Origin of the sequence: Legionella sp. PATHC035, assembly GCF_026191115.1 — a bacterium.
Classification (GTDB): Bacteria; Pseudomonadota; Gammaproteobacteria; order Legionellales; family Legionellaceae; genus Legionella.
Window position 1 is genome coordinate 157,192 of sequence record NZ_JAPHOT010000002.1, and the last position, 16,637, is coordinate 173,828.

The following is a 16,637-nucleotide window of genomic DNA, read 5'->3' on the forward strand; positions in this document are numbered from 1 at the left end:
TCACCCATATTAAAATATTTTGATTCACAATCAAATAATTCAGGCATTGATGACTTTTTTTAATCACTCCAGAATCCTTTGAATCGAGTTGCAGACATTTCAGTATACCGCACTGTATTCTGAATATTTTTATGCCCTAAATAATGCTGAATGCTTCTTGTGTCTCGTCCATCATTAGCAAGCTTATACCCTGTAGAATGCCTAAGCATATGAGGATGTACGGACAGACCTAATTTGGCAACCTCACCTGCTCGTGTAACAATCTTTCGAAATGTATCCCCAGTTATTGGTGCTTTTCGCTCAGTCATGAATACATAGTCAGTTTCAGGATAATCACGTTTCAATTGCCGAAGTGCGCGAAGTTCTGCGCCAAACAGCGGATGATGGGTAGATAAACCATTTTTACGACGAATAACGTGAAACACCCCTTGTTCCAAATCAATTTGTGTCCAACAAAGAGAAATCAATTCGGAAACTCGCAATCCATGTCGATAGGCGAGCAGTATCATTGTTGCATCGCGCTGACCGTGTCTACCAGTATGCCTTGCTGCCGCGATTAACTTGTCAATCTCTGTTGGTGTTAAGTATTCACGTGCTCTAAGCAGGCTATTTTTAATTTTTTTAGGTGGCATCATTATACTATTGTAGCAAACTTTCCGTAAAACAGTGTTTGGTGAGCCATTATAAAATAATCGATAGAGCTTAACCACACTGGATCTGTATTTCTTATCTTTCCGATAAATAGCCACTGTTCAGAATGTTTGGTAGAATCCACTGCCCCGTTTATAGAGTAAAATTTATTCATGCGAGCAAGCAATAATAACCTAACTATTTTATCTGAAGCGGAGCAAGCCGCTTTGTATGAGATCCCTGATTTTGATGATGTTCAGCGTTCGAACTACCTCAATCTCACCCCTGAAGAGCAAGTCTTGATGTGCAGCCGTGATGATTTATCAGCCCAAATCCATTGCGCCATTCAAATAGGTTACTTCAAGGCGAAACATCGGTTCTTTCCATTTAAGTGGGAAGAGGTGCAGGAAGACATTGATTTCATTATGGAAGAGTATTTCCCAGAACAACAGTTTCATCCAACCCCTATTAGTAAACACCAATATTATGCACAATGCACCGTGATTACAGCGCATTTTGGTTATCAGTCTTGGTCAAAAGAATTTGAACCATTATTAATTGCTCAGGCACAACAGATTTTGCGCCGTGATGTTAGCCCACAATTTATCGTCATCGAATTACTCGCATTTATGCAAAAAAAGAAAATATTGCGTCCCGGATATACAACTTTGCAAACGATTGTGAGCAAAGTCTTAAATACGGAACGTAATCGGTTAGAATCAATTCTTGGAGAATCCCTGACGATAGAGGATAAATCCGCTTTGCAAAAATTGTTACTGGAAAAAGAGGACCAAACACTCTCTGAATTAGCGGATCTCAAGCAGGATACAAAAGATTTTAAAGCACGCATGATAAGTGCTGAGCGCGAAAAGTTGCTTTCAATAAAAGCCCTCTTTCAGTTAGCTAAATCGCTCTTGCCTAAACTCAACCTCTCGCAGCAAAATATTCACTACTATGCAAGTCTTGTTGATTATTATGATGCCTATGAATTACGGAAGAAATTAAAATCTGAGCAGACTTATCTTTATCTTCTATGTTATCTCTCCCAGAGATACCTTAAATTGAATGATAATTTAATTGACGCTTTTTCCTTGAGCTTAAAACAATTTGAAGCCGACCTTAAAGAAAAAACAAAAGATGCTTATACGGACTATGCGGTAAGCAAACAAATTGATTCTTTTGTTATGAGGAAATTTGCATGGTTATTCATCAATCAAGAGCTTCCGGATCAGCTCAGTTTTGGCGATGTACGCAAAAAAGCATTCGAAACAATCATCCCTGAAAAAGAGTTACGCAATAAAATACCTGACGAAAATGAAGAGGAATTAAAGCCCATCGATTTTCAATGGAAACTGGTTGATACCTTATTCCATCGATGTCAGCTGCAGTTACGACCATTAATGATGGCCATTGATTTTTCAAGCACTGTAGCTGACAGTCCTTGGCTTGCAGCCATTACCTGGCTTAAGGAGCTATTTGGTGCCAACAAAACGATAAACCAATATCCAGTCACCGCAAGCCCCGAAAAAACCAGGCCAAAACGCTTGGAAAAATACTTGTTTGATACGAATGCCAAGGGTGAGAAAAAATTCCATGCCGAGCGCTATGAATTTTGGATTTATCGCCAACTGAAGAAACGGCTTAAAGCAGGAGAACTCTATTTGGCAGACAGTGTACAGAATCGCTCGCTTCAACAAGAGCTTAATTCAGCCAATGACAAAGGGGCGCTAGTGGAACCCTTAGATATTCCAGCATTGAGAAAGCCTATTAAGGACTTACTGGACGAACGTTGTGCTGAATTGCGATCAGAATGGTTGAAATTTAATACTGATTTTACTCAAGGTAAGCTCAAGCATCTGTACTATGATGAACAAACCAAAACGCTCCATCTAAAAAAATCCAGTGATGAGAAAACCGATGAAGAGAGACAACAGCGTTTTTATGAGCAATTGCCTTTGTGTGATATTACGGATGTACTTCGATTTGTTAATGAACGGAGTCGTTATTCATCTGCTTTTACTCTCATACAACCTCGCTATGTTAAATTGCTTGCCGATGAAAACACTCTGAATGCTGTGATTATCGCTCAAGCGTTGAATAACGGCAATCTTAATATGGCAGAAATTTCTGATATTCCTTATGCCAGTTTGTTGGACGTTTACCAATCCCGTGTGCGATTGCAAACATTAAAAAAAGCCAACGATATGATTGGGGATGATATTGCACAAATGCCTATTTTTCCTGATTACTCGTTGGATATAGCAATTCTTTATGGCGGGGTGGATGGACAAAAATTTGAAGTAGCAAGACCAACACTTAAAGCAAGGCGATCCAAAAAATACTTTAAAAAAGGTAAAGGAGTTGTGGCTTATACGCTGCTAGTCAACCATATCCCGCTTCAAACTGAATTGATTGGTGCTCATGAGCATGAAAGCTATTTCGCTTTTGACATTTGGTATAACAACACCAGCAGCATCATGCCTGAGGCCATTACAGGCGACATGCACCTTATTAATAAAGCTAATTTTGCTGTGATGGACTGGTTTGGTGGTAAACTGTGCCCTAGATTTACCAATTTGCAAGCCCAGATGAAGCATCTTTATTGTGATGATGATTTATCGCAGTACGCAGATTGGTTAATCAAGCCTGTAGACAAAATTGATCGCCAACTCATTGAGGATGAATGGCCTAATATCGAGCCGATTATCAAGGCGTTAGGCTGTAAAGAAATTACCCAAAGTATTCTGATTAAAAAATTATGTACGTACAGCGCCTCAAACAAAACCAGAAAGGCGATATTTGAATACGATAAATTGATCCGTAGCATCTATACCCTGAACTATTTACAAGACAGAAAATTGCAACGAGACATACATCGTTCCCAAAATCGGGTAGAATCCTATCATCAACTGCGTATGGCTATTGCAACTGCTTATGGAAAAAAGCAATTATCAGGCAGAGGAGACCGTGAAATTGAGATTAGCAATCAATGCGCTAGACTTATTGCCAATGCTATTATTTATTATAATTCGGCAATCTTATCCAAGCTCAAACTAAAATATGAAGCTGATGGAGATCACAAGGCATTGGCACTGCTAAGGAAAATTTCACCTGTAGCTTGGCAACACATCCATTTTCAGGGGCACTTCATTTTTTCTGGTGATAAAATCATTGATCTTGATGCAATAATAAACAAGGTTTTCTTGCATGGAGTAAAAAAGAAAAAAGTGGTTGAATTTAGTCCAGAAATTTCTGGGGTTAGCGTTTAGAACCCCTATTAGACTTATAAAAAAACGCGGCAAAGACCTTAATAAGGTTTTTAAGATCATGCAATTACTTTTAAACCAAGAAAAATTACCATCAAAAAATCGAGATCACGCATTAACAGGTAATTATGCTAATCGCCGTGAATGCCATGTAGAACCTGATTGGCTTTTAATTTACAAACTAGAATCTGATGCGATTATTTTTGAAAGAACAGGAACGCATTCTGATCTGTTTAGATAAAATTAATATCCTTTATGATTAGCCTCTAAGGCACTCGGTTTTAACAAAACCACTCTCACCACTATCTAGCACTTTAACCAGCCTCACTGTTACGGCCATTCTCCTCAAACATGCCTCCATATACTCCACCAGAGATAACAAAGCCTCAGGAATTAGGGCTTATCAAAAGCAAATTTTAATGAATGCTGTAAAAATACTGATTTGTTCTGAATGGCCTCAGAAAATCTTATTGATAGCAGCATACAGTAGAGACCCGAACGAAACTTACCATCTTTATTAAGTATTCTTTTTTCACGTTCAGTCAAAAAATTAACAGGCGCATCTTTTCCTATACAGCCATCATTTTTCTTAAAATAATTAACTGCTTGAATTAAGTCGTTGTCCGAATGCTCTTCATCTAGATCCAGTATTTTTAATACTTCAAATAAAGAGTCCTCTTTTGCCTGCTTATATTGTTTTTCAAGTCCGTCACAATAAATAGCATATTCAATATCATCATACTGTTGATTATTGCCACTATGTAAATTATCTCGTTTAGTTGTCATGGAACCCCTTTCAAATAAAAATAGGCTGCTAATTGTAGCAACCGATGTCTTCCCACTACTGGGTTAGGGGTCTTTATCAAAGTGTATCGTTTTCCATTGGGCAAGAACGTCAAAGATTGACAAAGACTTCTGGCTATTGCCATTAATTTCTGATCAAAAACCATTCAAAACCCTGAACCGAACTGTTAAAAATTATCGCCATAAGCTTATTGTAAAAGATTATCTCATAAAAAGCCCCAGATGTTTAGCTAAAATACAAAGAGGATTTTGTAAATACTCTATATCTTATAAATGAACTTTAAACAGTCCTATTCATCATTTGAATTCAATCTTGGTTTCTATATCCCAAAAAATCCATATAAAAAATAGACTATTATTTTAATAAATATACAAATATAAGATTTAAAAATGGCAACTAATACAAGAAATCAATTAACGGATCTGATTGTAGATAGATTAAGCGAAACTAAAGAACAGTCGAAACAACAGTTTTTTCTTGAGCATTCTATAAAAGTTGCCCGTTATTTTACACTAGACAACCTTCTTCCAACTGAAATTGCTGAAAAAATATATGCTAACTTTCCTAAACCAAGTGACATGCATCTATTAAATATTCCTGGAAAGTTAAAACTAAAATACAGCCACCTAAAAGATGTATCCAGTTTATTGCAAGATATTAATTTTGCAATTCAAGATCCTCGAGTTGTCGCTTTGATTGAAGAAATAACCGAGATTAAAAACCAAATTCCTGATCCATCAGAGTACGCAGGTGGAATTAGTACATTACTCAAAGGATTTCGTCTTAACCCTCATTTGGATAATTCGCATGCTGTAGACAGAAAACACTATCGAACAGTAAATGTACTTTATTATGTGTCCCCTAATTGGCGACTCGAAAATGGTGGAAATTATGAACTATGGGATAAAGAAATAAAAAATTGCATTGTTGTTCCTAGTCTTTTTAATCGCCTGCTTGTGATGGAAACAAATCGATCCTCTTGGCATGCTGTGAATCCGGTTTTATGTGACGCCCCTCGGTGTTGTGTGTTTAATTACTTTTTTTCTAAGCAATCTCCTGAAGGTGAGGAATATTTTTTCAATGGGAATTCATTTAGCGCTCGACCTGAACAAAAAATTCGTCGTGCAGTTGAACGTATTAAAAAAACATTCCTAAGAAGAAGATGATGATGATTTATCAATGCAACTGGGTAACACATTAGGAAGCATTGAACGAAGTTGAGAAAAGGATCAGATAAATGTTATTTGCTTTAGTTGTTCTCTTCGGTGTTGTTATGGTTCTTTTTTCAGAGGAGTTTAGCAAATCCTTCAAGAAGCTATGGGCAATAAAAGGATCTAAATTACTTCTACCACTGTTTGCTGCTTCTTGGTTTATCTATACTTTTGATTTTTTGTTTGTTGGGGTAATCTTTTATCTACATCAATTTTTGCACGATACACTGGCCTTTTTGATAAGGATTATGCCTTTTCAGCAAGGTGCAGAATCCGTAGCATTAGTCATCTTATTAACGTTTTTTTCTGTTGTCCCTGTGCTAATTATTGATTTTTTTACTCGAAAGAAAAACTATAAGGGTTATCAATACCCTTATATAACAAGTACAATAATTTGGATATTGTGCGTTGCTCTATTAATAATCATCTAATTGTTTATACCATTCACAGCACAGAACAATTTTTAAAAAAGTGAATAAACAAGAGAACGTTAGCCGATTTTAATCTATTTTAATCGAGCCATCGCATTCTCTTTGACCTAAAACATTTAATACATAGTCCCAAATGATACTTGGCACATTGATTCGCGTTCCATCAGAGGGATTAAGATGCAAGTCGATATAGGGAAAGCTATTATTTTCAATAATGCCAAATTGTTGCTTATGCCATGGAAGAGAAATATCCTGACAAATAAAATCAAGACCCGTAAGGGGTATATTGAGTACTTTATGTACTCGTTCCAATAACAGTTTATTCTCTGGATGGATCAGATCAATAACATTACTAATTTTTGCACCACTACCTATAGTCACTTTTTTTGAAATAAAGATTTGTTGTCCTTTGTTTATTACTGTGTTAAATGCAACTCCCTGAGCCTCTAGTATTTTCTTCAAATAACTATTGAGATTAATTTTGCGTGAATCACTACCACCTGCAGCTTTATTCTTTTTATCGATTAATTCAGCCAAAGTACTGAGACCATCACCGATCACGCTTCCAGGCAGTCGCATCACACAAGCGACTAATGAGTCATCAATAATTAATGACCGATAAACATTGCCAGGAATATGTTGTTCAACCAATACACGAAAATCAACTTGTTTTACTATTTTAATTGCCTCTTTTAATTCATTTGGCGTTTGAATAGTACACAAGGCATGAATACTTAGCGATTCGGATACGGGTTTCACAGCAAGAGGGAATCCTAATTCAATGCCATATTGATAAGCGCTTTTACTGGAAATAAAAACCTTTCCTACGGGACAGGGGATTTTTTGGTTTAATAATTTCTTTTTGAGAATCCATTTATTATCGTATTTGGTATCCTCATCAAAGTACGTATTTTTTTGATAAAGAAGAGAAATAGGGGTTTGCGTAAAATAATATTTTTTGTTATTGAATACCAACATAAAATACAACGTATGTAATTGGGACTCTTTAAAATTATACAGTTCTAATCCCCTTCGTTGCGCCTCATCCCATAATGCAAGTACACTATTATTAAATTGGTTCCTATCAATGATATTGGTTTTGGTAAATAATTTTAATTTTTGAAAAATAGTAATGGACGTCCTATTTAATAGATTATCAAAACGTAAAAAATCTTGCTCTGAGAGGAGAAACGCTTTAGATAAAGCATAGATAAATGGATTGAATATAAAATAATCGAATAAACTAAAAATTTTCCTTCTAACATGACAGCGTTTTTCAGGATAGCAATGCTCACAAATTTTATCATCCATCACCGTATACTCCCTTATAGGTATGGTGTCATCTCAAAGTAATAACGCTTTTATTTAAATCCGTCTGCTCGACCTTTTCTATATTCCTAATCTTAGTTTCTTCGTAACCTCAAAGCTACCCCCCAAGGCACGAAGCAATTAGTTTAAAAAGACTTACCTATGAGAAACCCTGATTTAAATCCACAATAACTATCCTGTTGATTTTTTTCTTTGCTCTTTTCCGGTGTCAAAAATCCTAAAGTTAACGTTTTTGCTTTGGGTAAAGAGGCAGTGAGTCGTTCTGATTCTTCACTCACAGTAGTTCCTTTTGCTAATTCTTTTGGTGTATCTGGTTTTTCTTCAATTTTAGCCGAAGTTTTCTTTAAGCTACTGGGGTTTACCCCATGAAAATTAGTTATCCCTCCTAGCTCATCAAAACTCCTTGCAAATCCATAGGTTTGAAAAAAGTAATTAAATACGTTACCTATCTCTACTTCTGGAGAGATGATTGAATCTGCTAGAATATGTCCATTATGTGAATTGGCAAAATAAACTACAGCCGACTTATCTTCTAAATTCATTGCCACCCACGCTCTGTATTCATTCATATCACCGGAATGATAGGCTCTGCTTGCACGATGGATATGGCCTGTTACAGCGGTAATCCATTTTAATTCATCCCCTTGGGCTAATTTATAGGACTCGGTACATTTTGTTTTCAGCCTGTTAAAATCATCCTGATTACTCTCAGTCAATTCAATCCTACTAACCGTTCGACTGGTTTGATCTGCATAAAAAAGCGCATCATTAAATAAAATGACCGCATTTCTATCATCCAATAAGCCTTCGATACAATCAAATGAAGATTGGCTTGGATCGGTTGTCATTTTAATAAGACCGCACCCACATTGCTTATCGGTTTGTAATCCAAAACCTAAACCCCATGCTACATTGTTTTTATCCTGTTCTAATCCATTGACTTCGATTGGCCAATTGCCAGGTAAATAATCATTGTTCATGGAGACCATGGGTTGAAATGCATACTGTAGCTCTTCGTCATTCATCCAGGCTACTATAAATTTGGCATAATCACTTGGCGTTGTATAGAGGCTATTTGCTGCCTGAGGCGGCTTGCTTTTATCGAAATGATAGCTGCTGTGCTTCATGTTTAAGGCTTTTTCCCCAAAGATGTGTTCTTGGGCAAGTGATTCAAGATTTGAGCCTGTTACTGCCTCGATGACTTCTTGCAAGTAAGCAATCCCTGGGCCTGAATAGGCATATTTTGTGCCAGGGTCAAACTGAAATTCAATGAGCCCTTTGCTCTCATCATGCGTAATGGGTAACCCTGTCGTATGGGATAATACCATCTCTGCGGTCAAAAGCTTGGCCTTATCTTCATCTTCTTTACGGAATTTTTTTAGTATCTCTGGAAAAACTTCATAAAGCGGGGTATTTAAATCAAATTTAGCGTTAAATTTTCCTAGACCAGGTTGGGCTTCATTCGCGTTATTGGCTGCTATTAATTTTAATACCAAATAGGCAAATACAGGTTTACTCAGTGATGCAGCTCCAAAAACTGTTTCAGGAGTTACGTCCATGGACGGACTTGAATGAAGATGGTCTGTAATTGAGGTAATCTCACTTAATTGATCATCGGACAAGATATCTATTTGTTCGTCTTTGGCGAAACTCTTACGAAAGTCTTTTAACTGATATTCATCCAGCTCAAGCTTATGAAGCTTATCCTTTGATTTGTTATAATAAAGTACACCTTCTTCAGTAAGGATGTAATACGATTTATAAAATTTGCTTTGTTCTTCCTTAGTTTTAGCCACAGGCATCTTCAATAACCCACATTGGGTTGATCTGACAGTGCCTTTAACGAGTGGCGGAGAAATAATTCCTTCATGATTGACCGTGACAACCGATATGCCTGGAATATCGGCTTTTTTCATCACCTCTTCCAATGTCATTTTTGATGAGGGGGCAGTTGCTTTTTGTTTCTTCTCTATAATGGGCTGAAATGCTAAATCGAGAAAGTGATAAGCAACGTGCCCTTGTTCTTTATCGAATTCAAGGCGAAAATTGAGATTGTTTTCTGGTGAAAAAATGTGGTCACCAACAGGAATAAGCTTATAACTTTGTCCGAATGACTTGAGCTTAAGTGACTCTCCTTCAATGCTTAATTCATGAGGTCCATACTTGCCCGTATATTCTTGTAATTTTTCTTTACTTACCTCAATTGGGTTATCCAAATCAGTTAACCACGCAAGATGTTTTTTGATCTGTTGTTCAGATTCTAAATCTTGAAGCAGTGCTTGATTGAATTTGATTAGGGCAGTTTTATAATCACCCTTTAATTCAGCTTTTATGCCTTCCTGTTGCTCTTTCCAACCAGGCCTATCATAACACTCAATATGTTTCGTCAGTTCAGTAGTGTATTTAGGATCCAATTCAATGGCCTTGAGTAATTGGATTTTTGCAGTGACATAATCGCCTTTCGATTCAGCGATTAATCCTTCATGTCGTTCTTTGTAACCGGGTTTATCATAGGGCGTATAATCATATTTGCCACAAAGGTAATCGAGACCTTTTGTTACACCAACAACAGGAGTAACTAGCTCTTTGGCAAGAGACAAGCCATTTTGGCTGTTCGCAAAATAACAAATTGCAGAACCATTATCAGGATTTATTGCAACAAATGCCTTCGCGCCTGATGTATCTCCCCAATGAAATGCCAATGTTCCTTCCTCTGTTTTTTCTAAACCCCATCCTAATCCCCAAAATACAGAGTGTACTATTTCTTGAGGAATCTCTTTCTTTCTTGCTGTTTCATCTTTTTCTGTTGAGACGATTTCTTTCATTACTGTCTTTCTCAGCATTTGCTCTTTGAGTAGTGCCATGACAAATTGTGCATAATCATATGCTGTAGTTTGTAACGACCCAGCAGCAGTGACCTCGTCTCTATACGATTGGGGCTGCATCAGTTCATTATGACGGGAGGCAAATTGTGTTCCTGGCTTAAAACGAGCACGTTCAAAGTGACTGTTTTTCATTCCAAGTGGTGTAAATACATATTCTTGTGCCAGCGTTTCAAGGCTTTTACCTATTTTTGCTTCAATTACTCTCTGTAAATAGTGATACCCTTCACCCGAATAATGGTATTGGTCACCCGGTTTGAATTGGAACTCAAGTTGATTATTAGCAGGCTCCCAGTTAGGCAAACCTGTTTGATGCGACAAAATCATTTGTGGCGTTAAAGATGCTACTTTTTCTTTATCCTCACTCTTAAAGCGTCCATATTCTATTTCAGGCAAGGATTGTGTCAGGAAATCTGGTGGCAGTTGGTCTTTTTCTATCAGTTTTAATACTAAATAAGCAAACAGTGGCTTGCTCAAGGAGCACGCCTCAAATACAGTAGACTCATCAACACAATCTCCTGAATCCATATCAGAAATACCAAGCGCACCGCTCCAAGAAAGTGTTCCATCAGAAATAGTAGCAATGGATAGTCCAGGAATGTAGGCTTTTTTCATCAAATCGTGCAACATTTCTTTTTTTGGTAAATCAACGGGTATTAAAGAGGGTTGCTCTTTTGCCCCAACTGTTTTTTCATGATCCGTTTCGAGTTGAGGTTTTGGTAAAGGATGTTTCAATAAAAAGGTTTTTTCCCCATGGATAGAAAGGATTTCCACGAGATCGCTTTTGAAACTTAGCTTAAACGAGGGATCCTCTTCCGGCAGAAATTCGGTTTCTGATATGCGTACAAGCTTTGTTTCAACATTAAAACGCCTGCAGATTAAGCTGCCCTCTTTTAAGTAGATTTCTGCTTCATTGTTATAATTTCCTACAAAAGTTTCCAATGGAGCGGTAAATACTGTTTTTTCTAGAGAGGAAATTTGATGAACTGCATTCGACCATTCCAAATGCCTTAGCTTAAGCGCTTTTTCAAAATAAATTCTTGCCTCTTCAAGTCTGCCCTCTTCTTCACACATCTTACCCGCAATTGTTTCTTGCCATCCGGCCTCATCACTTTGACTAAAACTCATATAGTTAAAGAGTTCTTGCATATCCCCGATAGGAGGTAAAATAGGAGAATTCAAAATTTGAGTGGCGATACTCATCCCATTTTCTGAATTCGTAAAAAATACTGCACCCTTTTTTTCTGTAACATTTATGGCAATAAACGATCGTGTATTAGGGTTTGCACCCCATTGATAGGCGATGACTGCATCTTTATTTTTATAAATATGCCAACCTAACCCACAGGTTTTCGCAATACTGTAATCACTTCTTGGCTCAAATGCTTGTTTTATGATGGGATCATCCATACTATCCAACCAAGCACTCATCAATTTTGAAAAATCATTAGCTGTTGTAAGCAGTGATGCGGCAGAATGAAGTGGTGGCTCTATTGCTAAAATGGAAGTCGATTTTTCCAGCTGAGTATGAACAACTACAATATTTGTATCGTCTTCTGATTGAGGCTGGAACGTAGAGCGACTCATTTTTAAAGGATCAAACACATACTCTTTAGCCAACTTTTCTAAATTTTTACCCGTTTTTGTCTCGATGACTGTTTGTAAAAAAAGAAACGCTTCACCTGAATACGAATATCCACTACCTAGCTCTGACTTAGGATCAAATGCTAGTGGTGAAGATAAATTGGGAGCCCAATTGGGCAAGCCTGTGGTATGTGACAATACATGTCGAGCAGTTAATTTTTTAGCCTTTTCAGGATAGTCACCATCCACCTTGAATCGTTCATATTCATGGCCTTCTTGTTGAAGAATAGAAAGTAATGGCTCATCCAAATCGATTTGCTTCTCTTTGACCAGCTGTAACACCAAATAAGTAAATACAATTTTACTCAGTGAAGAGGCTGGAAAGCTCGTATTACCATCTACGGAATTTTCAGTACCTGTGGATTGAACATTTTTTTTGCCAAGAGCAAGAGAAGTTTTTGCAAGTCCGTGTTGGTGTTGTTCATTAGATTCAACATAAGCATAACTTACAGCGGGAGTATGAGCAGAATCAATTATTTTTTGTAGTTGCCCTTTATTACGTACAAAAGTTGTGAGTTCTTGATGAAGCATCATTTTTTTATCATGCATGTTTTTTCGGTCTATAATGGTTTTTTTTGTGTCTTCTACTCGTTTTGCATCCTCCTCGTTTTCAGGCAAGATAACAGGCAGTTGACTCACCGTATCTAGATAACTTTTAAGTGCTGTTGGTGGCTGCCCATGCTTGATGTATTCATCAGCGATGAGAGAGTATGTCCAGAAATCTCTGAGATTAAAACTAAGCTCACCCTGATTATCTTGGAAAATTTTATTTATTTTTTCAAAATCACCATGCCGTGCGTAGGCAAGCATTCGTTCTCCTACTGATAATTCTTGAGATATTCTCAATAAATCTTTTGAATCGATGGTGACATCATGAATCACAGGCTCTAAACCAAGTTTCATGGCACAAACATTGACTGCTCTAATGTTTGCCGGTGAAAAATAGGCATGAGTAAAATTAACAAAACTTGTTAAATCGACTTCTTTTCCAGAATGTAATGCATCAAACAACTCCTGCGTGTATTTTCCAGTATCATGCTTTATCGCACTTCCTATTTTAAATTGCCAATCACCTTTTTCATCTTTAAAAAACAGAATGTTTTCAAATCCCATGGCATCCAGGATGATATTAGTCCTTTGATAAAAATCACGATAATGATTTAAAAATTCAATCATGACTTCCCGAAGCTTGGGATCGCTATCCAAACGTTGCAAAATGGCACCGATTCGTTCATCAATGAACGCATAATCATTAAGCTCAAAATCTACTCCAGTATCGTCTTTATGAGTAAGCGTTTTATGTGCCTTATCAAACAAATCCTGGTTATGCTCCATCAAATAAATATCAAGTTCTGCGGGTTCTATTTTAAAATCAAATTTTACTTTAGATTTGAAGCATTTTTCATAGGGAACAATGGATAACGCAGCACTTTGAGACTCTTTTCCAGGAAGTTGTACTTGACATGTAACATGTTGCTCCCGGATGCAGCGTTGTTTTCCATCTTTATCAAAGCACTCGTATAAAACAGCATATTTTTTCTCTAATTCTTCAAGCTCTGTAGGATTGGGATTTTGTTTCATTAACTTAATAACAAAAGGCGCATCTGAAAATCGATAAAGTATGTGAGTCCCACCTTCAGCTATGCGCTCCGCTTGTGCTAAATCAATTGCACCCGATTCAGTCTTTGGTACTGAATGAATGAACTCTTGTTGTGCCAATTCACCAGACATTTTGTTCACTGATAGAATTTGAGCAATTTCTTTATTGGATGTAGACATAATAGAAAAACAAAAATAGAAGTGTTGCGCACATTTTAAACTAAAAAAATTACACGCCCTTTGGGTGAGCCTTTTTTTACGTTTTTTTTACAGCTCAAATTGCTTTTTTATGATAGGTTACTATGAATTTTTGGCTCATCGACTAAGAGGGACATTAAACTGACGCCTTACCTAACAAAAAATTATTATCTTGCATCCGCAAACACATTAATTCTTTATTTGCTATATCAATAGCGCGAGATAGAGCCCCAAAAATTAAATTTGACCCGAATAGAAGGATGTATAGCGTGTCTACGCGTCATGACCCATAGAGTGTGTTATTAATCATCTCAAGAGTACCTATAATGTTAACCGCTAGAATTCCACCAAATACATGGATTAAACCCTTTCCAGTAGCTCCTGGTTGACTACCCGAACCTGCAGCGCGTGCAATTAATACCCACCCTCTTACAAAAGCAATGAGACCGATGACTTGAATAATAATCGTCAATGGCCTTCCCACAACACTTCCACTACCAAATAAGGTATCAAGAGTCGAATTACCGCTATTAACCGGTGCATACTGAAGAACATTTTGATAACCAAAAGAAGATTGCATGAATGTCGCAAAAGTCGTTGGAAAATAAATCAGCATTGTACCCACTAACAAATAGGTTATTGGTTCTTTAGCATTGGTATTACTCGACATCATTGTTCGTTGTTCACCATATTGCTTTAAACAATAAACTCCCTTAAATAAAAAGGCGCAACCGATAAGATACGCTGCTCCTGTAATTAAGCGCTCTACAGGAAGCAAGTTATTTGCAATATTATTTAATATATTGACCTGACTTGATATCCAGCATGCCACTGTCCCGCCTGTACATGTATCAGCCATATAAAACCTCAACTATTTTCTTATCTAATCACTCGTACTGGGTGTAGATGGCTATCAATACCCATCACCCCTTCACCGAATGAATTAATTTCACCCCATACCTTGCAATTTTTATTTCTTTTCTTACAGTTAAGTTTAGAATATTTATGCCAATTTGTTTTGCACAACGATATAAATACTATTTAACACTAATTTTGCACCAAAATAAGACAAATCACTTAAATAGTGGCGTATTTTTACATAAATTTTGCAGATAATTTAATATTTGTGTATAATTGTCATAATGTTTATAAATTTAAATTTGGTATCCTTTATGAAAAAAGACAATGAAAAAGAGAAAGAAAAACATCAGCCCGTCCCTGAACCAACCACGGCAGGTAAAGCCAAAGAACAAACTTCTTCAGCCGCACTCACATTAGAACTATTAAAAAAAGAAAAAGAAAAACTGAAAGAGGTAGAAAAAAAAGAGGCTGCTGCTGAAGGAGCAAAAGTACGCTGTCGAACTTGTTTTAAAGAAATAGCCCCTACCCGTCGTTGTTTTGGACATGGTGGAGGAGGCGGTGGAGGTGATGGTGGTTCTGGTAAAACCTCCGAGGAAAAAGCAAGTTCTGGTGAAGATAAATCGCTCACTAAATCAGGAAAAATAGTTGAAACTACTGATGAATTGATAGGCGAGTTTGCTTCCATGGGAGATAGTGAAGCACTTGATTTAGAGTCTAGTTTTGACCCAGAAATAATTGAACAATTAATTGCTGATGGGAAATTGCTGGTTGATAGTGATCGCGAATCAATGACCCTTACCATTAAATTGCTTTGTGAACCTAATGAATTAACTGAAGAACAAAGAGAAGAATTAAAAAAATTCATGGAAGCGATTATAAAAGAATTCAATGAATTTAAAGAAGAAAATAATCTTTCCGATGAGTGTTTACAACTCATTCAAGATGAGGAAGGAAACATACGTTCTCTTCGTATTACTATGCCAACATTAGCCTTATACGATGCATTTATCCAACGGCTGGCAAATAATTTAGTACCCATACCCAGTCCAAAAGCACAAGAAAAGGATGAAGCCACGAAAGAACAAAGTATTGCTCCAAATCCACTTTCGAAGGAACCCAAGCCTTCTAATAAAGGCAAATCCTCTACAAAAGAAGAAATTGAGCCTAATAAGGATATAGAACCTAAAAAGGCTGAGGAAGAAGAACAACCGATATTTAACCCATCTCCTTTCAATATGAAACCTTGGTAATATAATGAGTGCGGATAAAAAATGCCTTGCTTTTATTCGTACTCATTAAAAATTTTTGTTTAGAAAATGGTTTCTAATATAATGAACCCGAACCGACCAGGATCAACATTATATCCTGCTTAAATATCGCCATTTGAAATCTAGCATCGTTGACCGCTCTCCCATGCAAAACTGCAGATCTTATCCTAGATGACCATTTTTTTGAAATCAAACCCTTATTTTGCTGTCAAAACACCCACTATTGCACAGGGTTATCCTCAGAAAATGTGGATAAAAGAGCAAACAAAAAAGGGGTTTATAGACCATATTTATCAATACGATTTATAAATCAGGTTTATAAGTCACATTTATAGACCTGTTCCATAAACCAGATTGATCTACCTCCTTATACAAGGGGGTTTATAAATAGGGTTTTATTAAAACACCGTCAATCTGTCTTTAAAACTGTTGCAGCTTGATCTATAAGGGGGCTATAACCCCCTTCCAATAATAAACCTAAAAAAGGGGTCTAACAGTAGTTAGTAGTTATTA

At 36.8% G+C, this 16,637-nt stretch carries 10 protein-coding genes; 5 read left to right on the forward strand and 5 right to left on the reverse strand.

Annotation, left to right across the window (positions count from 1 at the left end):
- Positions 1-59: 59 nt before the first annotated feature.
- Positions 60-635: a tyrosine-type recombinase/integrase gene (locus OQJ13_RS16870; protein ID WP_058511958.1), complete on the reverse strand. Its 576-nt coding sequence runs from the start codon at positions 633-635 to the stop codon at positions 60-62.
- Positions 636-803: 168 nt separating this feature from the next.
- On the opposite strand from OQJ13_RS16870, the gene OQJ13_RS16875 reads away from it, so the two are divergent.
- Positions 804-3,899 (forward strand): Tn3 family transposase, encoded by a 3,096-nt coding sequence (locus tag OQJ13_RS16875; protein ID WP_416209929.1) that lies wholly within the window; start codon positions 804-806, stop codon positions 3,897-3,899.
- Positions 3,862-4,137 (forward strand): type II toxin-antitoxin system YafQ family toxin, encoded by a 276-nt coding sequence (locus tag OQJ13_RS16880; protein ID WP_265712044.1) that lies wholly within the window; start codon positions 3,862-3,864, stop codon positions 4,135-4,137. Before OQJ13_RS16875 ends, OQJ13_RS16880 begins: the two co-directional genes overlap by 38 nt.
- Before the next feature lie 152 nt (positions 4,138-4,289).
- Here the strand turns inward: OQJ13_RS16880 and OQJ13_RS16885 are convergent, their stop codons facing one another.
- Complete coding sequence (locus tag OQJ13_RS16885) at positions 4,290-4,682, reverse strand: hypothetical protein (RefSeq protein WP_058509169.1); 393 nt, start codon at positions 4,680-4,682, stop codon at positions 4,290-4,292.
- Positions 4,683-5,090: 408 nt separating this feature from the next.
- Here OQJ13_RS16885 and OQJ13_RS16890 point away from each other — a divergent pair, with 408 nt between their 5' ends.
- Positions 5,091-5,867 (forward strand): 2OG-Fe(II) oxygenase, encoded by a 777-nt coding sequence (locus OQJ13_RS16890; RefSeq protein ID WP_058509170.1) that lies wholly within the window; start codon positions 5,091-5,093, stop codon positions 5,865-5,867.
- A gap of 71 nt (positions 5,868-5,938) precedes the next feature.
- The gene (locus OQJ13_RS16895; protein ID WP_058509171.1) at positions 5,939-6,343 is read left to right on the forward strand and encodes a hypothetical protein; all 405 of its coding nucleotides are present in this window, start codon (positions 5,939-5,941) and stop codon (positions 6,341-6,343) included.
- 69 nt (positions 6,344-6,412) lie between these two features.
- On the opposite strand, the gene OQJ13_RS16900 is transcribed toward OQJ13_RS16895, so the two are convergent.
- The 3 genes from OQJ13_RS16900 to OQJ13_RS16910 form a co-directional block, all read right to left on the reverse strand.
- Positions 6,413-7,654 carry a hypothetical protein gene (locus tag OQJ13_RS16900; protein WP_058509172.1) on the reverse strand — a complete coding sequence of 414 codons (1,242 nt, stop codon included), beginning with the start codon at positions 7,652-7,654 and terminating at the stop codon, positions 6,413-6,415.
- Positions 7,655-7,797: 143 nt separating this feature from the next.
- A complete protein-coding gene (locus OQJ13_RS16905) occupies positions 7,798-13,977 on the reverse strand; it encodes a serine hydrolase domain-containing protein (RefSeq protein WP_058509173.1) in 6,180 nt (2,059 codons plus the stop codon).
- A gap of 298 nt (positions 13,978-14,275) precedes the next feature.
- The gene (locus tag OQJ13_RS16910) at positions 14,276-14,854 is read right to left on the reverse strand and encodes a hypothetical protein (RefSeq protein WP_058509174.1); all 579 of its coding nucleotides are present in this window, start codon (positions 14,852-14,854) and stop codon (positions 14,276-14,278) included.
- A 313-nt stretch (positions 14,855-15,167) separates the two neighbouring features.
- On the opposite strand from OQJ13_RS16910, the gene OQJ13_RS16915 reads away from it, so the two are divergent.
- Positions 15,168-16,106 (forward strand): hypothetical protein, encoded by a 939-nt coding sequence (locus tag OQJ13_RS16915; RefSeq protein ID WP_058509175.1) that lies wholly within the window; start codon positions 15,168-15,170, stop codon positions 16,104-16,106.
- Positions 16,107-16,637: the final 531 nt, after the last annotated feature.